Genomic DNA, 20,629 nt, shown 5'->3' on the forward strand with positions numbered 1-20,629 from the left:
TAATTTATGCTGCTTGCAGCCTTCTTTGGCCGGCGACAAGCGGGCCTGGGGACCACCTCCTCAGCCGTCCATCGCCGCCAGGCGCTTGGCCTCGTCTTCGGCGATCAGCGCGTCGACCAGTTCGGCCAGTCCGGGCCCTTCGAGCACTTCGGGCAGGCGATGCAGCGTCAGGTTGATGCGGTGGTCGGTCACCCGCCCCTGCGGGAAGTTGTAGGTGCGGATGCGCTCGGAGCGATCGCCCGAGCCGACCATCGCCTTGCGCGCTTCGGCCTCGGCGCCCTGGGCCTCGTCGCGCATCTTCTCGTAGAGCCGCGCGCGCAGGACCTGCATCGCCTTGGCCTTGTTCTTGTGCTGGCTGCGCTCGTCCTGGCAGGTGACCACCAGGTTGGTCGGCAGGTGGGTGATGCGCACCGCCGAATCGGTGGTGTTGACGTGCTGCCCGCCCGCACCGGACGCGCGGTAGATGTCGATCTTGAGGTCCTTGTCCTCGATCTGCACGTCCACCTCGCTCGGCTCGGGCAGCACCGCGACGGTCGCCGCGGAGGTGTGGATGCGCCCGCCGCTCTCGGTCACCGGCACGCGCTGGACGCGGTGGACGCCGCTCTCGAACTTGAGCTTGGCGAACACGCCCGAGCCCGAGACGTTGGCGACCACTTCCTTGAAGCCGCCGATCTCGCTGGCGTTGGCGCTGACCATCTCCACCCGCCAGCCCTGCTCGGCGGCATAGCGCTCGTACATGCGGTAGAGGTCGGCGGCGAACAGCGCGGCCTCGTCGCCGCCGGTGCCGGCGCGGATTTCCAGCATCGCCGGCCGCACGTCGGCCGCGTCGCGCGGGAGCATGGCGATGGCGAGGCGGCGCTCGGCGCCGGGCAGCTCGGCCTTGAGGCGGGCCGCTTCCTCCGCCGCCAGCGCGCGCATGTCCGGATCGGGGTCCTCCAGAGCCTGGAGCGATTCGAGCTCCCCGCGCATCGCCGCGACGTCGGCGGCCACGCGCGCGACCGGCTCGAGCTCGGCATAGTCACGGCTGGCGGCGACGAAGGCGTCCCCCTCCAGCGTGCCCGAGGCCAGGCGCGCTTCCAGCTCGGCGAGGCGCGCAGCCATCTGCGCCAGGCGCGCGTCGGAGATCGCCATCAGCGGGGGCCTTCCGGGGCTGCAAGGCGCTCAGCCCGGGCGGGAACAGAAGACATCTGCCCGCCGTCCATCGCAGCCGGACACCAACCCCGCTCAGGCCGAGCCTGTCGGAGCCCCCGGCGAAACTGTGGCGATCGGGCGATCACGGCTGGATCGTCACCAGGACCTGCTCGACCGCGAGCCGTTCCGCCGTCGTCTCGCCCGCGCGCAGGTTGGCGGTGGGAGCGCCGTCCTTCATGCCGAACGAGACCAGCACCCGGGCGCCGAGCTTCACAGCCTTGTCGAAGCGCTTGCGCGGCGATCCGGTGGCGATCATCTCGGCGTCGATGCCCTGGTGGCGCAGCGCGGTCAGGACCCGGACCGCGAAGCCCAGCGCCCCGTCGTCCTCGACCGCGAGGATCGCGGTGAGCGGGGCTTCCGCGGCACCGCCGGCGTCCGCCACCAGCATCGCCAGCCGCTCGATCCCCGCCGCCCAGCCGACCGCCGGGGTCTCGGGCCCGCCGAGCGCGACCATCAGCCCGTCGTAGCGCCCGCCGCCGAGCACGGTCCCCTGCGCACCGAGCCGGTCCGTCACGAATTCGAAGGCGGTGTGGCGGTAGTAGTCCAGCCCGCGCACGAGCGCCGGGGCGCGGACGAAGTCGACCGCCGCCGCCGCCAGCCCTTGCGTCACCGCGCCGAAGAAGTCCTGCGCCGCGCCCGAGAGGAAATCGTCGATCCGGGGGGCATCGGCGGTGAAGGGCTTGTCGCGCGGGTCCTTGGAATCGAGGATGCGCAGCGGATTGCGCTCCAGCCGGTCCTGCGAATCCTCCGAAAGCGAGGCGCGGTGGTCGCGGAAATACTCGACCAGCGCGGCGCGCCAGGCCTCGCGGCTGTCGGCGTCACCCAGCGTGTTGAGCTGGAGCGTGACGCCTTGCGCGATGCCCAGCTCCTTGAGCAGCTGGTCGGCCATCACCAGCAGCTCGACGTCGGCGAGCGGCTCGGCGGCGCCGATCACTTCCGCGTCGATCTGGTGGAACTGGCGGTAGCGTCCCTTCTGCGGCCGCTCGTAGCGGAACAGCGGGCCGTGGGTCGCGACCTTGAGCGGCGCGTACTGCTTCCAACCGTCGGTCAGGTAGGCACGGGCGATGCCGGCGGTGAACTCGGGCCGCAGGGTCAGCGATTCGCCGCCGCGATCCTCGAACGAGTACATCTCCTTGGAGACGACGTCGGTGGTCTCGCCCAGCGAGCGCGAGAACACCGCGGTCTTCTCGAAGACCGGCATCTCGACCCGGCGGAAGCGATAGAGGCGGCGGACCCGCTCGAACGTCTCGACGACATGCGCGAAAGCCTCGGCTTCGGCGCCGAAGATGTCCTGGGTTCCGCGGATGGCCTGTGGTGTGGTGTTCATGACGCGCGCGCTTAGCGCGATTGGGCGTGTCTCCACAAGCGCGGGCCACAGCCACCCGACCTGGCGCCGTCCGCGCGCGGCGAGACGGCTCGGGCTGGAATGTGTCAGAGGTTGCCAAACGCGTTTCCAGGCGCAAAGAAACCGCCAATGACAAAGACGATCCCGGGTGCGACCCTCCTAGCCTCCCTTCTCCTGTCCACTTCTGCCCTGGCGCAGGACCCGGCGCGGACCACGCCGATGGCGCCGCCGCTGCCGCCCGCGGTGCCCGTGGCGCAGGACGTGCCTTATGCCGGCACCGTGGCGCTCAAGATCGACGCCAGCGACATCGCCCGCGGCGTCTACCGCGTGACGCAGAGCTTCCCGGTGGCGGCCGGGACGCGCGAGCTGATCCTGCTGCAGCCGGGCTGGCTGCCGGGCAACCACTCGGAGACCGGGCCCTACGCGCTGCTGGCGGACATCCACTTCTTCGCCGACGGCAAGGAGATCGCCTGGGTGCGCGACACCGTGGCGGTCAACGCCTTCCGCCTGGCGCTGCCGGAGGGGACCAAGCAGGTCACCGCCCGGTTCGTCCACACCTCGCCGCTGCAGAGCAGCGAAGGCCGCGTCACGATGACGCAGGAGATGCTCAACCTCCAGTGGGAGAAGATGAGCCTCTACCCGGCGGGCTACTACACCCGCGGCATCACCGTGAAGCCGACCGTGACCTTCCCGAAGGGCTGGACCGTGTACACCGCGCTCGACGGCCTGGCGCGCTCGGGCGACACGCTCACCTGGACCGCGACCGACTACGAGCGCCTGGTCGATTCGCCGATCTTCGCCGGCGTCCACGCGCAGCGCTGGGATCTGGGCCAGGGCGTGTTCATGGACGTGGTGGCCGACGAACCGGACCTGCTCGCGATCAAGCCGGAGAACCTGCAGAGCTACCGCCGGCTGGTCACCGAATCGCTCGCCACCTTCGGCGCGCGGCACTTCGACCACTACGACTTTCTGCTGGCGCTGACCGACCGCATGGGCGGCATCGGGCTGGAGCACCACCGCTCGAGCGAGAACCAGATGGAGCCCAAGGCCTGGACCGACTGGGACGACATGGACTGGGATCGCAACGTCGTCCCGCACGAGTTCGTCCATAGCTGGAACGGCAAGTTCCGCCGCCCCGCCGACCTGTGGACGCCCGACTACCAGCAGCCGATGCAGAACACGCTATTGTGGGTCTACGAAGGGCAGACCCAGTTCTGGGGCTACGTGCTGGCGGCCCGCTCGGGCGTGCAGTCGCGCGACATGGTGATGGCGATGTTCGCCACCGCGGCGGGCAAGTACGCCGAAGGCACGCCGGGCCGCGGCTGGCGCTCGGTCGAGGACACCGTGAACGCGCCGCAGCTCAACCTGCGCCGCCCGCTGCCCTACTCCTCGCTCACCCGCGGTGAGGACTACTACGTGGAAGGTGCGCTGACCTGGCTCGAAGCGGACCAGATCATCCGCGAGGGCACCCGCGGCGCCCAGGGCCTGGACGATTTCGCCCGGGCCTTCTTCGGCGTGCGCGACGGCGACTGGGGCGAGGTGACCTACGACTTCGACGAGGTCGTGCGCACGCTCAACGGCATCTACGCCTACGATTGGGCCACCTTCCTGCGCACCCGGATCTACGCCACCAACCAGCCGGCGCCGCTCAAGGGCATCGCCATGGCCGGCTACAAGCTGGTGTGGAAGGAAGAGCCCAACGTCTACGAGAAGGGCATCGCGGATGCGCGCAAGACGCTGGACCTCACCTACTCGCTGGGCATGACGCTCAACAAGGATGGCGATGTCATCTCCACCTTGTGGGACGGCCCCGCCTACGACGCGGGCGTGGTGAACGGGACCAAGATGGTCGCGGTGAACGGGCGCGCCTACGCCGACGACGTGATGAAGGATGCGATCACCGCCGCCAAGTCGGCCAAGGCGCCGATCAGCCTGCTGGTCAAGCGCGGCGAACGCTACCAGACGGTCTCGATCGACTATCACGGCGGCCTGCGCCATCCCTGGCTGGAAAGCGCCACGCCCGGCAAGACCGGCGGGCTCGACCGCCTGCTGGCGCCGCGCGGCAAGTGACCGCCGCGCGGCGGCGTCCCGTCGCGGACGGGCCCGCCGCGCGTCCGGCAGCGCCTAGCGCGATGAATTTGTGGCGATCCGAATTGATTGTTGCGACGCAATAAGGCCAAGGCTAAGTCCCCGCTCATCGTGATCGCAGGGCACGACTTGGCAGCGCCAGTAAAGAAGGACCATTATGCGCATCGACATGATCCCCGTTGGCGACAATCCGCCGGAAAGCCTCAACGTCGTCATCGAAGTTCCGGTGGGCGGCGAGCCGGTGAAGTACGAGTTCGACAAGGCTTCGGGCGCGCTCTTCGTGGACCGCATCCTGCACACGCCGATGCGCTATCCCGCCAACTACGGCTTCGTGCCGCACACCCTCTCGCCCGACGGCGACCCGCTCGACGCGCTGGTCGTCGCGCGCTCGCCCTTCATCCCGGGCTGCGTCGTGCGCGCGCGCCCGATCGCGGTGCTCAACCTCGAGGACGAGCATGGCGGCGACGAGAAGCTGCTGTGCGTGCCGGTGGATTCGACCTTCCCGTACTACTCGAACGTGAACGAGAAGGACGACCTTCCCGAGATCGTCTTCAAGCAGGTCGAGCACTTCTTCACCCACTACAAGGATCTCGAGAAGGAGAAGTGGGTGCGCGTCGGGACCTGGGGCGGCGCCGAGGACGCGCGCCGCATTGTGGTCGAGGCGATCGAGCGCTACCAGGCGGACAAGGCCGAGAAGGCCGAGAAGGCTGAAAACGCCTGACGCGAAGCCCTCGCGGGCTTTGCGCCAAGTTCGAAAAGGGCCGGCAGCGCAGGCTGCCGGCCCTTTTCTGTTTGCGGGTCAGGTCACCACGCGCCCGCCGTTGACGCCGATGGTCTGGCCGGTGACGTAGCCCGAAGCCTCGTGGCACAGCCAGGCGCAGGCGTTGGCGATGTCGTCGGGCTCGCCGAGGCGGCGCACCGGCACCGTCTGGAGCAGCACCTCGGTCGGGATCTGGAAGCGCTCGCGGTTCGCCTCCGACATGATCGTGCCCATGACCGAGCCGGGCGGGATGTTGTTGACGGTGATGCCGTAGGGCCCGAACTCCTGCGCCATCGAGCGCGTCATGGTCACCACCGCGCCCTTCGACGAGGAATAGCAGATCATGTTGATCGCGCCCGTCTGCGCCGAGGAGGACGAGATGTTGACGATGCGGCCCCAGCCCGCGTCCTTCATGTCCTTGAGCACCAGCTGGCTCAAGATCATCGGCCCGCGCACGTTGATCGCGTAGACCATGTCCCAGCGCTCGTCGGTCAGCTCCTCGAACGGGGTGAAGTCGGTCACGCCGGCGTTGTTCACCAGGATCGAGATCGGGCCCAGCGCGTCGCGGCACTTCGCGACGGCGACGGCGGCCTGCGCGCGGTTCGACACGTCGCAGCCCAGCGCCAGCGCGGTGCCGCCGGCATCCTTGATCGCCTGCACCGTGTCCGCGCAGCGCGCCTCGTCGAGGTCGAGCACGCCCACGGCGATGCCGTCCTGCGCCAGGCGCTTCGAGCAGGCGGCGCCGATGCCGGCCGCGGCGCCGGTGACGATGGCAACTCTGTAAGTCATTCGCGGTCTCTCCCGGGGATCGTCTGGCCCTCAGGCTTACCCGCGGCGCGCGCAAGCGGAAGCGGCTGCACACGCCGGCCGGCAGAATCCGCCCGGGCGACGTGGGGGTAGGGGGCTGAGGTCGCTACGAAGGCTTCCTCGCGAGAGTCCTCATGCTTCGACAAGCTCAGCATGAGCGGGTTTGGTGGAGGGAGCGGGGATGTGGAGCTGCGGGCGAATGGGCAAGGAGATGCGAGGCGCAGCCAGCCCGCCCCTGCCAGCCCCCTCTCCACCCCGCTCAGCCTGAGCCTGTCGAAGGCCCCGCGGCAAGGCGCGAGGGTCTCCACGCCATGACCGGCCCGGCATCCCGAGGCGCCGATGCCCGACCCGCGCCTCACACCGGGATGCGGTAGAGCTTCGCCGCGTTGCCGCCGAGGACCTTGGCCTTCTCCGCGTGCGTCAGGTCGCCCATGCGGCCCTCCAGGTTCTCGATCGGGTAGAGCCCGGTGGGGTGCGGGAAGTCGGTCTCGAACAGCACGTTGTCGACGCCCACCTTGCGCACCATGTCGGCGGCGTTCTGGCCGGTCTCGAACCAGAAGCAGGCGTAGAAGTTGCTCTGGAAGTACTCGCTCGGCTTCTTCTCGAAGCTGCGCCCCTCGGCGATCTCGACGAGCTGGTAGTCGAGCGCCTCCATCATGAACGGCACCCAGCCGATCCCGCTCTCCACCGAGACGAACTTGAGCTTGCGGAAGCGGTCGAGAAGCCCCGAGTAGATCAGGTTCGCCACCACCTTGCCGTTGTTGAAGAACAGCATCGCGCCCGAGATGCCCGAACGCAGGTCGCGCGTCAGCGAGGGCCAGCCCTGCTGCCCCATCCAGTCGATCGAGGTTTCCGAGGCGCCGATGTGGAAGTTCACCGGCATCTCCAGCCCCTCGCAAGCTTCCCACAGCGGGTACCAGTGCTCGTGCGCAAGGTCCGGGATCGTCTCGCCGTCGAGCGCGACGAGGTGCGGGTCGGAGTTGATGTTGATGCCGCGCAGGCCCATCGCGGCGCAGCGCTCGGTCTCCGCGATAGAGAGCTTCACGTCCCACCAGGGCAGCAGGGCCATCGGGAAGAAGCGGCCGTTGGAGTCCGCCTGCATCTCGGCCACGGCATCGTTGTAGATCCGGACGCACGCGAGCCGGAGGTCGGCATCCACCTTCGCCGCCGCCTGCCCGCCGAACCCCAGGATGTTGGGATAGACGATCTGCGCGAAGATCCCGCACTCGTCCATTACCTGCAGCCGCTCCCCGAGCGAGGAGGAGCCGACGTGGACGTCCTCGAACTGGAGCTTGAGGAAGTCGTCGAGCACGCGCACCTTGCCGCCGTCCTTGAGGATCGCGCTGTTGGGGTGCGCGCCGGTGCCGATCGACTTGTCGCCGTCGATCACCCAGCAGCGCTGGCCGTTGAGCATCTTCACCTGCGGCACCCGGTGGCGGATCGAGGCCGGTGCGCGGCGGGTCCACATGTCGTGCGGCTCGGTCAGGTGCGTGTCGGCGTCGATGACCGTGTAGGCACTCCGGGTGGAGGGCCGGTCGAGGGCGGCGGTGGCCATGGTGTTCTCCCGTTTCCTGCGTGTGGCCCCCTTGCTCGCGCAGGTCCCGGCGCCGGAGAAGCCCCGCGCCTCCATCCGCCTTGACCGATCGTCCAGCGCCCGCCGGGTCAGTCGCGGCGGCTGCCGGCGAGGAAGACGTGGCCCGGGGGGAGCGGGGGGGCCGGTTCGGCCGCGCCCCCGCTCCCGCCGCTGCCCCCGCCCTCGCCCTCGCCCTCACCGTCGCCCCCGGCCGCCCCCTCGCGCGCGGCGGCGCGGCTGCGGGCGCCGGCCAGCAGGGCGCGGAAGGCGGGCGGCGACGCGGCCTCGGCGCGGGCGAGGCGCGTGGCCTCGCGCATCTGGCTGGGACTCACCCCGAAGTGGCGGCTGAAGCGCCGGCTGAACGCCGCCTCCGACCCGTAGCCCGCCAGCTCGGCGATCTCGGCGATCTTCATGCGACCCTGCCGCAGGAGCATCGCCGCATGCTCCATCCGCCGGGCGGCGACAACCTCCATCGGCGCCTTGCCGACGCCGGCGGTGAAGTGCGCGGCGAAGTTGGAGCGCCCCATCCCCACCGCGCGGGCGAGCGATTCCACCGTCCAGGGGTGCGCCGGGCTGGCGGCAATGAGGTGCAGCGCTTCGTCCACCGGGTCGCGCTTCTCGCTGGAGAGGATGCGCCGGCAGGCCGGATCGGCGCGCAGGCCGGCGACGAGCAGCGCCTCCGCCAGCCGCGTCAGCAGCGCCGCCGCGCCCGCGCCGATGCCCGCCAGCGCCATGCCATCGGGCGCGAGCGGCGCGGCGCGCGGGACCAGCAGCGACGGCAGCGAGGCGCGCGCGACGCCGCCGGGCCAGGACGCCGCGAGCCGGGCGCTGAGCACGCGCGCGGCCACCCGCCCCTCGCCGAACGCCTGGACCGGGGGCACGTCGACCGGGTTCTCCTGCCGCAGCGTCTCGTGCGGCTGCGCCGCGGCGCCGGGCGCGGTCCGCAGCGCGTGGGCCTCTCCCGAGAGGACGAAGGCGATCTCTCCCGGCCCGAGCTGGGCCAGCGCCCCGCCGGTGCAGGCAACGCGGATCTGGCCGTGGACCACTGCGTGGACGAAGACCGCATCGCCGCCCGCGACCGCGCAGCCGGCGTGCGCGCCGAAATCCCCGTAACACCAGGTCCGGCCCGCGAGGCGCACCTGTGCCAGCAGCTCCGACAGGCTGTGCCTTGCGTTCTGGGCCGCTGCGGGCATCGCTCCCTCCCTGCCGATCCTCCGGACGATCGGTCATGTCCGGGCGAGGATATGGGATTGCCGAGCGGGGTCAATCCGCGCGACAACCGCCGCGACGGGAGAGGATCGGAAGAAGGCGTGCGGCAGGTCGAGATCACCATCGACGTCAGCGATGCGGTCGGGCTGGGCGTCGCCGCCGCGATCTCCGCCACGCTCGTCCTGCCCGACCCCGCCGCGCTGCCGGAGCGCCCTGTGGTCTGCGTCGCCATGCCCAGCAGCAGCTACGCGCGCGGCTACTATACCTGCAACCTGCCCGGCGCCGGCAGCGGGGCGCAAGCCGCCTTCCACGCCGGGCGCGGCTGGATCTTCGCCGCGCTCGACTGGCTGGGCTGCGACGGCGCCGGCGGCATCGACCCGGAGGACCTCGGCTATGCCGTGCTCGCCGCCGCCGCGCACGCCGCGCAGGAGGAGATCGTGCTGCGGCTCGCCAACGGCCTACTCGCACCCGGCTACCCGCCGGTCGGCGGCGCCTGCGTGATCGGGCTCGGCCAGTCGCTGGGCGGTGCGCTGCTGATCTACCAGCAGGCCCGCCACGGCAGCTTCGACGGGATCGGCGTGCTCGGGTTCAGCGCGGTCCACGCGCACCCCGCCACCCCGCCCGGCGGCGCCCCCGTGGTGGTCGCCTGGTATCCGCGCGATGCCCGCCTGGAGGACTGCCGCGAGCCGCTCAACGCCGCCGCCCTCGCCACTGCCCACGCCGCCGCCCACGCCGGCGGAGCGAGCGGGCATGCGGCTTGGGAAGCCGTCGCCTGGGGCTTCCACTACGACGACGTGCCGGCCTCCGTGGTCGAGCAGGACCTCGCCCATTACGAGGGCATCGCCCGCGGCGGCGACCCCCAGGCGCCCTCCCCGCCCTGGTATGCGCGGCGCACCCCGCAGCGGGCGGCGCGCTCCACGCTGACCCCGGGCATCGTCGCCGCGGAGGCCGCGGCGGTGACCGTCCCCGTGCTCGCCGCCATGGGAGTGCGCGACCTCGTCCCCGACCCGCGCGGCGAGCCGCGCGCCTATGCCTCGGCGCGCAGCGTCGATCTCTTCGTCTGCCCGCGCATGGGGCACGTCCACAACATGGCGGGAACCCGCGCGCTGCTGTGGCAGCGCATCCACCAGTTCGGCGCATGGTGCGCCGCGGCGAGCGACGCCTGAGCCGGGCCGCATCGACAGCCCCGCTCCGCCCGCCTATCCTGCCGCGGTCCGGGGGGACGACAGTGCGGGGGAAACCGATGACTTACGAAACGCTGATCGGCGTCGACGCGCTCAGGGACCTGCTCGGCTCGGGCACGCCGGTGCTGGTGCTCGACTGCAGCTTCGACCTGGCCGATCCCGACGCCGGCCGCGCCGCCTACGCGGAGGGGCACATCCCCGGCGCGCGCTACGCCCATCTCGACCATGACTTCGCCGCCCCGCCGGACGGGCGCAACGGCCGCCACCCGCTTCCCGCCCGCGTGGCGCTGGCGGCGTGGCTGCGCACGCAGGGGCTGCGCAACGGCCGGCAGGTCGTCGCCTACGATGCCAGCGGCGGCGCCTGGGCCGCGCGCGCCTGGTGGCTGCTGCGCTGGCTGGGCCACGCACCGGTCGCCGTGCTCGACGGCGGGCGGCAGGCCTGGGTCGAGGCGGGGCTTCCGCTGGAAGCCGGACCGCCCCCGCCCGCCGCGCCGGGCGACTTCGAGCCGGGCCCCGCGCTGGTCCCCGCCCCGGTCACCGCGGCGGAGGTCGTCGCCAACATCGACGGCGGCGCCGGGCAGGTGCTCGACGCGCGCGATCCTGCGCGCTTCGCCGGCGCGCCCAACCCGCTCGACCCCGTGGCCGGCCACATCCCCGGCGCGCGCAACCGCTTCTTCCGCGACAACCTGGGCCCCGATGGCCGCTTCCGCGCCGCCGATGCGCTGGCCGCCGCGTTCGCGCCCCTGCTGCAGGGCCGGCCCGCGATCCTCCAGTGCGGCTCGGGCGTGACCGCTTGCCACAACGCGCTGGCCATGGCGATCGCGGGCCTGCCAGCCGGGCGGCTCTATCCGGGCTCCTGGAGCGAATGGATCGCCGATCCCGCGCGTCCGGTGGCGACCGGGGACGACTGAGCGCCGCGTCGCCGTCGTGCCCGGCGCATGGCCAATCATGACAGCACTTGTGCGTTGCGTCGGGCGTAAGAAGCGTTTCTTCTTCGCACCTTGGCGCAGGTCACGGGCCACGTGGCCGCCGGCGGGGATAGGTATCGGAATGCGCAAGGCCTTGTGGGCGATCGCTTTGTCGACGGCCGTGTGGGGAGGGGCAGTGCCGGCGGCTGTGCTGCCCGGCGCCGAGGCGGCGGCGCCGGGCAGCACAGCCGCCGGAGCGGAACTGCGCGAGCTTCGCGGCTACGACACTCGCGGCGATCCCCAGGCGGCGCTGCGCCACGTCGACGCGGTCCTCGCACGGGCGGCGCAGGACCCCCGGACCGACCCCATCGACCTGCTCTATGCCCGCGCCGTCCGCGCCCGCGCGCTGTCCTCGCTCGCCCGCAACGCGGAAGCGCTGGCGCTGTTCCGCGCGGTCGACGCCGGGCTGGAGGCCCGCAAGGCGCCGCTCACCCCCGACCGCGCCGGCCTGCTGCTCCACATCGGCTCCGAGCTCGGCGCGCTCGGCCAGCTGGACGAGGCGGAGGGCTATACCCGCCGTGCGCTCGACCTGGCGGTGCGCCTCGCCGGGCGGGAGAGCCCCGAATACGCCGAGGCGCTCTACAACCTCGCGCTGCTGGACTACCAGCGGGGGCGGCAGCCCGAGGCGATCCCCAAGGTGGTCGAGGCGCTGGCGATCGCCCGCGCCCACGCGCTCGCCACGGGGGAGGACCTGGACGCCCCGGCCGAGTACGGGATCAGCCTGGCCGCGCTGCAGCTCAACGTCTCCGACGCCGAGACCGCCGTGGTCACCGCCCGCGAGACCGCCTCCTGGGCCGAAGCGCGCCTGCCCGAGAACCACCGGCTGCGGGTCAGCACCGCGCAGCAGCTCGGCGCGATCCTGTCGGAGGCGGGCCAGTACGCCCAGGCGATCCCGATCCTGCGCGCGACGCTGGAGAAGCGCCGCGCGATCCTGCCGCCCGACAGCCCGCAACTGGCGATGTCGCTCCACACGCTCGCCTACGCGCTCGACAACGCCGGCATGCGGACCGAGGCGGGCCCGCTCTACGACCGGGCGGTCGCGATCTTCGAGGCCAACCCCGACCGCATCCAGGCCAACGCGCTCGCCACGATGGTCGGCCAGCAGGCCCGCATGGCGACCTGGGAGGGCGATCCGGCCAAGGCGCTGGCGCTGCGCGAGAAGGCGCTCGCGATCGCGCGCCGCACCTCCACCTCGCCCGAGGACCCCGCGGTGCTCGGCGCCGAGTACAATCTCGCCTCGATCCTGTTCGACGCGGGGCGGGAGGCCGAGGCGGTCCCGCTCCTCGCCCATGCCCGCGCCGGCCTGATGCGCAGCACCGCGCCCGGGAACCGGCGCCGGATCAGCGCCGCGGGGCTTGCGGCCCGCATGGAGGCAGAGCACGGCCGCCCTGCCGCCGGGCTGGCGCTGCTGCGCTCCGAGCTCGCCCCGCTGCGCACACGCCTGCTCGACCGCGCCACCGCCCGGCTCGACGTCGTCGCCATGGCCTTCGAGTTCCGCGCCGCGTTCATGCAGCTGGCCCGCATCGCCCTGCGCAGCGGCGCGCCGGCGGACGGCTTCGATGCGCTGCAGATGGCGAACCTGGGCGACCTGCAGAGCGCGTTCTCCTCGCTCGCCGTGCTCCAGGACGATTATGGACCCCAGGCGCGCGAGGCGATCCGCGGCTATCTCGCGCTGGCGGCGCAGTCCCGGCAGCTGCGCCGCGCGCGCGACCAGGCGATGATCGCCGCGGACGCCGGCAGGACCCGCGATCTCGACGGGCAGGTCGCCGAGCTCGACCGCAAGCTGCGCGATGCGGACGCGCGCCTCGCCGCGCTGGTGCCCGGCTACCGCACGCTGACCGCGGTGGAGCCGGCCCGGCTCGCCGACGCCCGCGCCCGGCTGCGGCCCGGCCAGGGCCTGCTCCTCGTCGGCAGCGACGAGACCGGGCTCGTCACCCAGCTGGTCACGCGCGACGCGGTGGTCTGGGGCGAGGCGCCGGTCGCGGCACGCCGCCTGGTGGCGTTGCAGCAGCGGCTGCGCGCCTCGGTCGAGGCCGGCCTGCTCGACCAGGGCCGCTCCGGGTTCGATCGCGAGGCCGCCTTCGAGCTCTACCGCCTCGTGTTCCCCGATCCGGTCCGGCGCGCGCTGGGGCCGGTGCGGGACCTGCAGATCCTTGCCCCCGGCAGCCTCTCGACCGTGCCCTTCGCGGCGCTGGTGACGCGCCCGCCCGAGGGCGACGACGCCGATCCGCAGGCCCTGCGCGGCACCGCCTGGCTGCTGCGCGACCGCGCGGTGAGCGTGATGATCAGCCCGGAGCCGCTTCCCCGCCGTCCCGACCGGACCGGCCACGCGACCTTCGCCGGCATCGGCGCGCCGGTGCTCGGCCGGCCGGTCACGCTCGCCATGCGCTCCGCGGGGCGGGTCCGGTCGGGCGATCTTGGCCCCGCGGCGCTGCGCGAGCTGGGCGACCTGCCCGAGGCCGCCCGCGAGCTGCAGGCGATGGCCAGTCGCTTCGACGGGGCGAGCCGGTTGCTGGTCGGAGCGCAGGCGACCGAGACGATGCTCAAGCAGACCCCGCTCGAAGGCGCCCGGGTGGTCGCCTTTGCGACCCACGGCCTCGTCGGCGGATCGCTGCGCGGCATCGTCGAGCCGGCGCTGGTGATGACGCCGCCGCAAGTGCCCAGCCCACTCGACGACGGGCTGCTCACCGCCTCGGAAGTGGCGCAGCTGCGCCTCGACGCCGACTGGGTGATCCTCTCCGCCTGCGACACCAGTGCCGGCGACAGCGAGAACGCGCCGACCTACTCCGGGCTCGCCCGCGCCTTCATCGCGGCGGGCGCGCGCGCGCTGCTGCTCTCGCACTGGCCGGTGCGCGACGACGTCGCCGCGCGGCTCACGCTGCGCACCGTGGAGGGCGCCCGCAGGCTGTCACGCCCGGCGGCGCTGCGCCAGGCCCAGCTGGAGGTCCTGCGCGACCCCGCCGTGCCCGGCGGGGCGCACCCGGCCACCTGGGCGCCGTTCGTGCTGATCGGCGACTGACGGGCTCGCAGGCCCCGACGGCCGCTCCTACCCCGGAACTGCATGAGAGAGATGGGTGGAAAGCTGCGCTGCGGTCCACCCGTCCCGCTCATGCCGAGCTTGTCGAAGCACCGGGTGCCCCGCGCCACGCCTCAGGGCCTTCGACAAGCTCAGGCCGAGCGGGTCGATGAGGTTTGATGTGGCTGGTGAGCGGAAGTCCACTCAGAACGGTGGATGGCGTTCTTCTCTTCTGAGCGTCAACGGACCCGCACTTAAGTGACCAGTGCGATTGAGCTGTTTCAGAACTTCCCTGATGGGCAGTGCAGCCTCATTACTCGTCCGCTCAAACAAGGCGTTCACATGTCCTTTCGACTGGCTTTCAGTCGTGATGAGTTGCCAGCCGAGTTTAGCGAGTTTCTTCTTGATATGAGGCAACCGCCAATCTGCTGAACACAGTCTAAGTTGATTGCATTCTTCGTCTTCAAAGGCTTCAATAGCTCTGTTGTTTCGACGAACGCTGACTGTGAATCCCGCAGCTGCAAGTACGATAATGCTTAGTCCGATTAAGATTTCGAATGTGGTCATGCGTGTCAGCCTGCGAACATTGTCCTAAGGCTAACCATTAACCTAAAAGTCCGCAACGGGGCGGAAGCCGTCGTAGCCATCCTCCCCGGAACGGGGAGGGGGACCACCCGCAGGGTGGTGGAGGGGCACCCTCGGTTTGCGTGCCATCGCGTTGGCCCACAGCAGAACCTCCTGCCGGTCAAGGTCACGCAAAACGGCCGTGCCCCTCCACCATGCTTCGCATGGTTTCCCTCCCCAAGGGGGAGGATGGCGCGATTCCCGCCATCCTCTCTGCGAGTCTAGATTCCGAGGCCCTAACCGCAGTGGCAGGGAGCGAGGGGCGGAAGGCCCCGGCACGCCGCCGGGGCCGGGGGCGTCACTTCGCCAGTTCGGCCTCGATCGCGCCGACCAGCAGCGGATCGTCGGGCGCGGTGCCCGGGGCGAAGCGGCCGGCGACCGCGCCGTCGCGGCCGATCAGGAACTTCTCGAAGTTCCAGAGCACCTCGGGATCCTCGTTCGGGGTCATGCCATAGCCGCGGAAGCGTTCCTTCATGCCGTCGACGTCGCCCTGCTTGGTCGGCACCGCCTCGGTCAGCGCGGCGTAGAGCGGCTGCTTGCTCTCCCCCGTCACGTCGGCCTTGGCGAAGAGCGGGAACGAGACGCCGTAGTTCACCGAGCAGAACTCCGCGATTTCCTCGTGCGTTCCGGGCTCCTGCGCGCCGAAGTCGTTGGCGGGGAAGCCCAGCACTTCGAAACCGGCGTCCTTGTGCGCCTTGTACAGCGCTTCGAGCCCTTCGTACTGCGGCGTTAGGCCGCACTTGGACGCGACGTTGACTACCAGCAGGACCTTGCCGGCATGCGCGGCCAGGGTGTCGGGCTTGCCGTCGATGCGGGTGAGCGGGATGGAGGCGAGGTCGGCCATTCGAGAATCTCCCAGTAAGTTGCGCGCAGGTTATGCGGTGGTGCCGGTGTCCCGGCAAGGCTCTGCGCCACCCGCGCCCAGCACCGGCGACGTCCAGCCGGGGTCGTGCGCGAAGGGCATCGGCCGCCCGTCGCGCAAGGCAGCCAGGATCGCCGCGAAGTCGGTGCGGGCCCGCCAGCCGAGCAGGCGCTCGGCCTTCGCCGGGTCGTAGACGCGCTCGATCCGCTCGGGCAGGATCCAGCCGGCGCGGGCATAGAGCGCTTCCGCCTCGGGCAGGCGGCGCCGGATGACCGTTCGCGCGTCCTTGGCCAGCGCGGCCGCATCGTCGCGCGTGAACGGCGGCGGCGCGGACAGGACGAAGGTCTCGCACCCTGCGATCCGCTCCAGCGCGGCCAGGTGCGCGCGAGCGGCGTCCTCCACCGTCAGCCGGCGATGGAGGAATTCGTTGGCCTTGAGGTTCGGTCCCGAGGGGACCGCCTGGGTGTCGTCGTCCTCGGGGAAGAAGCGGCCGGTGCGCAGGATCGCCACGGCCATCCCGCTTTCGCGCGAGACGAGGCGGCACATCTCCTCCCCGGTGCGCTTGGTGATGCCGTAGACGTTGCGCGGCGCGACCGGGCCGAAGTCCTCGTCCATCCACCAGGCGCCCGCCGGGCCGGCCCCCGCCCGCACGTCGTCGCGCACCATCAGCGAGGTGGTGGAGGTGAAGACGAAGCGCCGGTGCCCCGCCGCCGCCGCGGCTTCCAGCAGGTTGAGCGTGCCGGTCACGTTGACGGCCACGAACGCCTGGCGCGGAAAGCGGGCGATGTCCGGCTTGTGCAGCGCGCCCGCGTGGATCACCGCCTCGATCCCGTGATGCGCGAAGACCTGGTCGACCAGCGCGCGGTCGGCGACCGAGCCGACGATCGCGGTCGCGGCGCCCGGCACCACGTCGAGCCCGGTCACCGCATGGCCGCCCGCCTCCAGCAGCGGCGCCAGGTGTCGGCCGAGCCAGCCGGAGGAGCCGGTCAGCAGGACGCGCATCGCCTCAGGCGCCGCGGCGATGGTCGGCGAGGATCTCGCCCGCCTGGGCCAGCTCGGCCTCGTGGCTTTCCTCGCGCCAGGTCTCCGCCAGGGCCTCCTCCTCCCACTGCTGCATGGCCGGGTGGGCGAGCATCGCATCGACCCAGGCCTGGCCCTTCCCGACCTCGAGGCCATACGTGCGGATGCGGAAGGCGACCGGGGCATAGAACGCATCGATCGCGGTAAAGGCCGGGCCGGCCAGCCACGGGCCGCCGAAACGGTCCAGCCCTTCCTCGAACAGTTCGCGCAGGCGGAAGACCTCGCGCACCAGCGGCCCGCTCAGCGGCCGGGGGCGGACGCGGACCCCCACGTTCATCGTGCAATCGCGGCGCAGGGTCGGGAAGCCCGCGTGCATCTCGCAAGTCGCGCTCTGGGCGAAGGCGCGCGCAGCCGCCTCGCCGGGCCAGACGCCTTCGTGCCGCTCCGAGAGATGGAGCACGATGCCGAGCGAATCCCAGACCGTGCGCGCGCCGTCGATGAGCACCGGGACCTGCCCGGTGGGCGAGAAGCTGCGGAAGGCCTCGTAGTTCACCGGCAGGGTGAACGGCTCGAGCTTGTCCTCGAAGGCGATGCCCAGCGCCTTCATCAGCACCCAGGGGCGCAGCGACCAGCTCGAATAGTTCCGGTTGGCCGTGATCAGCGTGTAGGTCATCGCGTCTCCTCCGCCCGGGCGCCGCGGCATGGGCGCCCCATGCGCCTCAGCTCAGGTAGTGGGCCGTCGTCTTGGCCGCGATCTCCTCCGCGGTGACCCCGGGTGCCATCTCGACCAGCCTGAACGGGCTCTCGTGGTCCGGCCGCTGGAACACCGCGAGATCGGTGATGACCATGTCCACCACGTTGCGCCCGGTCAGCGGCAGGGTGCAGGCGGGGATGAACTTGGGATCGCCGTTCTTGGAGGTGTGCTCCATCACCACGATGATCTTCTTGACCCCGGCGACGAGGTCCATGGCGCCGCCCATGCCCTTGATCATCTTGCCCGGGATCATCCAGTTGGCGATGTCCCCGTTCTCGGCCACTTCCATCGCGCCGAGGACGGTCAGGTCGATGTGCCCGCCGCGGATCATGCCGAAGCTGGTCGCACTGTCGAAGTAGGCCGAGTGGGGCAGTTCGCTGATGGTCTGCTTGCCGGCGTTGATGAGGTCGGGGTCGACCTCGTCCGCATAGGGGAACGGTCCGATGCCGAGCATGCCGTTCTCGCTCTGCAGGGTGACGGTGATGTCCTCGGGCACGTAGTTGGCGACGAGCGTCGGGATGCCGATGCCAAGGTTCACGTAGAACCCGTCCTGAAGCTCCCTGGCCGCACGGGCAGCCATCTCGTTCCGGTTCCAGGCCATTACGCGGTCTCCCTTTCGCGCGTCGTCATGAACTCGATCTTCTTGTCGTAGGGCGCACCCAGCACGATGCGCTGGACGAAGACGCCGGGCAGGTGGATGCCGTCCGGGTCGAGGCTGCCCACCGGCACGATCTCCTCCACTTCCACCACGCAGACCTTGCCGCAGGTGGCGGCGGGCACGTTGAAGTTGCGCGCGGTCTTGCGGAACACGACGTTGCCCGTCTCGTCCGCCTTCCACGCCTTCACCACCGACAGGTCGGCGAAGATGCCTTCCTCCAGGATGTATTCCTCGCCGCGGAAGACCTTCACTTCCTTGCCCTCGGCCACCTGGGTGCCGACGCCCGTCTTGGTGTAGAAGCCGGGGATGCCCGCGCCGCCCGCGCGCATGCGCTCGGCCAGGGTGCCCTGGGGGCAGAACTCGACCTCCAGCTCGCCCGAGAGGAACTGCCGCTCGAACTCCTTGTTCTCGCCCACGTAGGACGAGATCATCTTCTTCACCTGCTTGGTCCGCAGCAGCTTGCCGATGCCCTCGTTGTCGATGCCGGCGTTGTTCGAGGCGAAGGTCAGGTCCTTCACTCCCGAATCGCGGATCGCGTCGAGCAGCCGCTCGGGAATGCCGCAAAGGCCGAAGCCGCCGCTGGCGATCAGCAGGCCGTCCCGCAGCACGCCGTCGAGCGCGGCTTCGGCGCTGGGATAGATCTTCTTCATCGAGGCAAATCCTCCTCCGGTTCGGCGGGGAAGCTAGACAGGTTCTTCCATCACGAATAGCGATTGTTGTTTATCGGTTCCGATAGACGAGGCTTATCGGCCAAAGCCCATGAAGCGTATCGCCCTGTTCCATCTCGAGACCCTGATGTGGATCGACCGGCTCGGCACGTTCGCCGCCGCGGCGCAGCGGCTGAACACCACGCAGCCCGCGATCTCGGCCCGCGTGCGCGAGATCGAGGAGCAACTGGGGGTTCCCCTGTTCCAGCGCGACGGACGGCGGATGGTGCTCTCGGCGCGCGGGCGGCGGCTGGTGCAGGCAAGCGGGCCGCTCTACCACGGGCTCGAGCAGGTGCTGCTGGAGGCGAGCGACTTCGCCGGGGCGACCGGGTCGGTCCGCATCGGTGCGGGCGAGATCGCGGCGGCGACCTGCCTGCCCGCCTTCATCCAGGCCATCGAGCGGGAGCGCCCGGGCGTTGCCATGGAGATCGCCATCGACCTCACCGCCCCGCTGCTCCAGGAGCTGCTGGCAGGCACGCGCGACATCGTGTTCCTGGCCGGTCCGGTCGCCAGCCCCGGCATGCGCACCGCACCGATCGGCTCGGTCGAGCTGGTGTGGGCCGCCGGCGCGCAGGTGACGACGGACCAGGCGCGGGCGGGCGACCTCCCGGTCTGGTCGCTGCCCGACCACTCGCCGCTCCACGCCATCACGCACGAGGGCCTCGACGCCCACGGCATCGTGCCTCGCGCGCTGCACACCTGCAACAACGTGCGCACCTTGATCGAGATCGTCGCCAGCGGCACCGGCGCCGCGGTGCTGCCGCAGACCATGGTGCGCGACTGCCTGGCCGCCGGCACCCTGCACGAGATCCTCCCCCGCCCGCGCCCGCACGTCCACTTCGAGGCGGCGATCCGCACGCGCGAGCGCGACCCGGTGATCCTCGACCTGTTCGACCGGGCGGCGCGGCTGACGATCGAGGATGCGGGCTGAGCCCCGCAACCCAGCGGGGCCCCGCTCGTTGCCTTGGCGTGAGGCATGTTTGATCCCGGTCATGAAGCCTATCGCGCGATGCGCTATAAGCGGCCGGTCAGAGGGAGAAACACGATGCGCTCGATTCTCGTCTATGCCGACCGCAAGGCGGACAACGATATCCGGATCGACACGGCGGTCGCCATCGCGCGGCGGGCCGGAGGTCACCTCACCGTCCTCGTCGACACCCCGGTTGCCCGCTACATCGCGATGGATCCGGTTGGCGGCAACTACGTCATGTCCGAAGCGCTGGAGAAGGCGCGCGAGGACGACGACCAGGCGGCCGCCATGGTCGAGGACAAGCTGCGCCGCACCGGCGTCGGGTTCGAGGTCCTGCGCTCGGAGGAGGAACCGGTGACGGCGCTCGCCTACGCGGCGCGGCTGGCGGATCTCGTGATCGTCTCGCGCAAGGGGCGGCTGGCGGGCGATCTGGCGCTGAGCACGCGCGCGCCCGTGCTGGCGCTCGGCGACGAGGTGCTGGCGCTGCCCGTGCGGCGCGCGGTGGTCGCCTGGGACGGCGGCGAGCAGGCGGCGGCGGCGCTGCGCGCGGCGGTGCCGCTGCTGGCGAGCTGCCAGTCGGTGCGGGTGGTCTGCGTCACCGAGAAGAAGGGCGGCTTCCCTGCCGCCGACGCGCTGCGCTACCTGTCACGCCACGGCGTAGGCGCCGAGTTCGAGGAGCACGAGCGGCAGGACTCGACTGAGAAGACGCTCGCCCGTGCCGTCGCGGATGCCCATGCCGAACTGCTGGTCATGGGCGCCTACGGCAAGAGCCGGATGCGCGAGTTCCTGTTCGGCGGGGTGACCGCGCACTTCCTCGACGACGACGGCGACGTCCCCGCCGTGCTGCTGGCGCACTAGGCTCCGGACTCAATTGCACCAGAAGATGATGGCAG

General features: G+C 71.1%; 18 protein-coding genes. 7 read left to right on the forward strand and 11 right to left on the reverse strand.

What is annotated here, in order from left to right; genetic code table 11:
* Positions 1–60 precede the first annotated feature (60 nt).
* Complete coding sequence (prfA, locus tag ACFFJC_RS19870; RefSeq protein ID WP_379489119.1) at positions 61–1,131, reverse strand: peptide chain release factor 1; 1,071 nt, start codon at positions 1,129–1,131, stop codon at positions 61–63.
* 142 nt (positions 1,132–1,273) lie between these two features.
* On the reverse strand, positions 1,274–2,518 hold the full coding sequence (gene hisS, locus ACFFJC_RS19875; RefSeq protein WP_379489120.1) for a histidine--tRNA ligase: 1,245 nt from the start codon (positions 2,516–2,518) through the stop codon (positions 1,274–1,276).
* A gap of 147 nt (positions 2,519–2,665) precedes the next feature.
* Between hisS and ACFFJC_RS19880 the strand changes: the two genes are divergently transcribed.
* Both ACFFJC_RS19880 and ppa read left to right on the forward strand, forming a co-directional pair.
* Positions 2,666–4,606 carry a M61 family metallopeptidase gene (locus ACFFJC_RS19880; RefSeq protein WP_379489121.1) on the forward strand — a complete coding sequence of 647 codons (1,941 nt, stop codon included), beginning with the start codon at positions 2,666–2,668 and terminating at the stop codon, positions 4,604–4,606.
* A gap of 175 nt (positions 4,607–4,781) precedes the next feature.
* The gene (gene ppa / locus ACFFJC_RS19885; protein WP_379489122.1) at positions 4,782–5,345 is read left to right on the forward strand and encodes an inorganic diphosphatase; all 564 of its coding nucleotides are present in this window, start codon (positions 4,782–4,784) and stop codon (positions 5,343–5,345) included.
* Between the two features lie 78 nt (positions 5,346–5,423).
* Here ppa and ACFFJC_RS19890 read toward each other — a convergent pair whose 3' ends face one another.
* The 3 genes from ACFFJC_RS19890 to ACFFJC_RS19900 all read right to left on the reverse strand — a co-directional run bounded on the left by ACFFJC_RS19890 (position 5,424) and on the right by ACFFJC_RS19900 (position 8,957).
* The gene (locus ACFFJC_RS19890; protein WP_379489123.1) at positions 5,424–6,173 is read right to left on the reverse strand and encodes an SDR family NAD(P)-dependent oxidoreductase; all 750 of its coding nucleotides are present in this window, start codon (positions 6,171–6,173) and stop codon (positions 5,424–5,426) included.
* A 373-nt stretch (positions 6,174–6,546) separates the two neighbouring features.
* A complete protein-coding gene (locus ACFFJC_RS19895; RefSeq protein ID WP_379489124.1) occupies positions 6,547–7,746 on the reverse strand; it encodes an amidohydrolase family protein in 1,200 nt (399 codons plus the stop codon).
* A 107-nt stretch (positions 7,747–7,853) separates the two neighbouring features.
* The gene (locus ACFFJC_RS19900) at positions 7,854–8,957 is read right to left on the reverse strand and encodes an AraC family transcriptional regulator (protein WP_379489125.1); all 1,104 of its coding nucleotides are present in this window, start codon (positions 8,955–8,957) and stop codon (positions 7,854–7,856) included.
* 57 nt (positions 8,958–9,014) lie between these two features.
* Here ACFFJC_RS19900 and ACFFJC_RS19905 point away from each other — a divergent pair, with 57 nt between their 5' ends.
* The 3 genes from ACFFJC_RS19905 to ACFFJC_RS19915 all read left to right on the forward strand — a co-directional run bounded on the left by ACFFJC_RS19905 (position 9,015) and on the right by ACFFJC_RS19915 (position 14,144).
* Complete coding sequence (locus tag ACFFJC_RS19905; protein WP_379489126.1) at positions 9,015–10,139, forward strand: hypothetical protein; 1,125 nt, start codon at positions 9,015–9,017, stop codon at positions 10,137–10,139.
* A 77-nt stretch (positions 10,140–10,216) separates the two neighbouring features.
* Entirely contained in the window at positions 10,217–11,068 is an 852-nt protein-coding gene (locus ACFFJC_RS19910; protein WP_379489127.1) for a sulfurtransferase, read from the forward strand.
* A 193-nt stretch (positions 11,069–11,261) separates the two neighbouring features.
* Complete coding sequence (locus tag ACFFJC_RS19915) at positions 11,262–14,144, forward strand: CHAT domain-containing tetratricopeptide repeat protein (RefSeq protein WP_379489128.1); 2,883 nt, start codon at positions 11,262–11,264, stop codon at positions 14,142–14,144.
* A gap of 201 nt (positions 14,145–14,345) precedes the next feature.
* On the opposite strand, the gene ACFFJC_RS19920 is transcribed toward ACFFJC_RS19915, so the two are convergent.
* The 6 genes from ACFFJC_RS19920 to ACFFJC_RS19945 form a co-directional block, all read right to left on the reverse strand.
* Entirely contained in the window at positions 14,346–14,708 is a 363-nt protein-coding gene (locus ACFFJC_RS19920) for a hypothetical protein (RefSeq protein ID WP_379489129.1), read from the reverse strand.
* Positions 14,709–15,063: 355 nt separating this feature from the next.
* On the reverse strand, positions 15,064–15,609 hold the full coding sequence (locus ACFFJC_RS19925) for a glutathione peroxidase (protein ID WP_379489130.1): 546 nt from the start codon (positions 15,607–15,609) through the stop codon (positions 15,064–15,066).
* 30 nt (positions 15,610–15,639) lie between these two features.
* On the reverse strand, positions 15,640–16,629 hold the full coding sequence (locus ACFFJC_RS19930) for an NAD-dependent epimerase/dehydratase family protein (RefSeq protein ID WP_379489131.1): 990 nt from the start codon (positions 16,627–16,629) through the stop codon (positions 15,640–15,642).
* Between the two features lie 4 nt (positions 16,630–16,633).
* Complete coding sequence (locus ACFFJC_RS19935) at positions 16,634–17,320, reverse strand: glutathione S-transferase family protein (protein ID WP_379489132.1); 687 nt, start codon at positions 17,318–17,320, stop codon at positions 16,634–16,636.
* 46 nt (positions 17,321–17,366) lie between these two features.
* Positions 17,367–18,002, reverse strand: a complete 636-nt coding sequence (locus ACFFJC_RS19940) for a CoA transferase subunit B (protein WP_379489133.1) — start codon at positions 18,000–18,002, stop codon at positions 17,367–17,369.
* Positions 18,002–18,709 (reverse strand): CoA transferase subunit A, encoded by a 708-nt coding sequence (locus tag ACFFJC_RS19945; RefSeq protein WP_379489134.1) that lies wholly within the window; start codon positions 18,707–18,709, stop codon positions 18,002–18,004. The genes ACFFJC_RS19940 and ACFFJC_RS19945 overlap by 1 nt, the downstream gene beginning before the upstream one ends.
* 109 nt (positions 18,710–18,818) lie before the next feature.
* Between ACFFJC_RS19945 and ACFFJC_RS19950 the strand changes: the two genes are divergently transcribed.
* A complete protein-coding gene (locus ACFFJC_RS19950) occupies positions 18,819–19,697 on the forward strand; it encodes a LysR family transcriptional regulator (RefSeq protein WP_379489135.1) in 879 nt (292 codons plus the stop codon).
* Between the two features lie 114 nt (positions 19,698–19,811).
* Positions 19,812–20,594: a universal stress protein gene (locus ACFFJC_RS19955; RefSeq protein ID WP_379489136.1), complete on the forward strand. Its 783-nt coding sequence runs from the start codon at positions 19,812–19,814 to the stop codon at positions 20,592–20,594.
* Positions 20,595–20,629: the final 35 nt, after the last annotated feature.

This window comes from Novosphingobium soli, from assembly GCF_042432915.1.
Classification (GTDB): Bacteria; Pseudomonadota; Alphaproteobacteria; order Sphingomonadales; family Sphingomonadaceae; genus Novosphingobium; species Novosphingobium soli.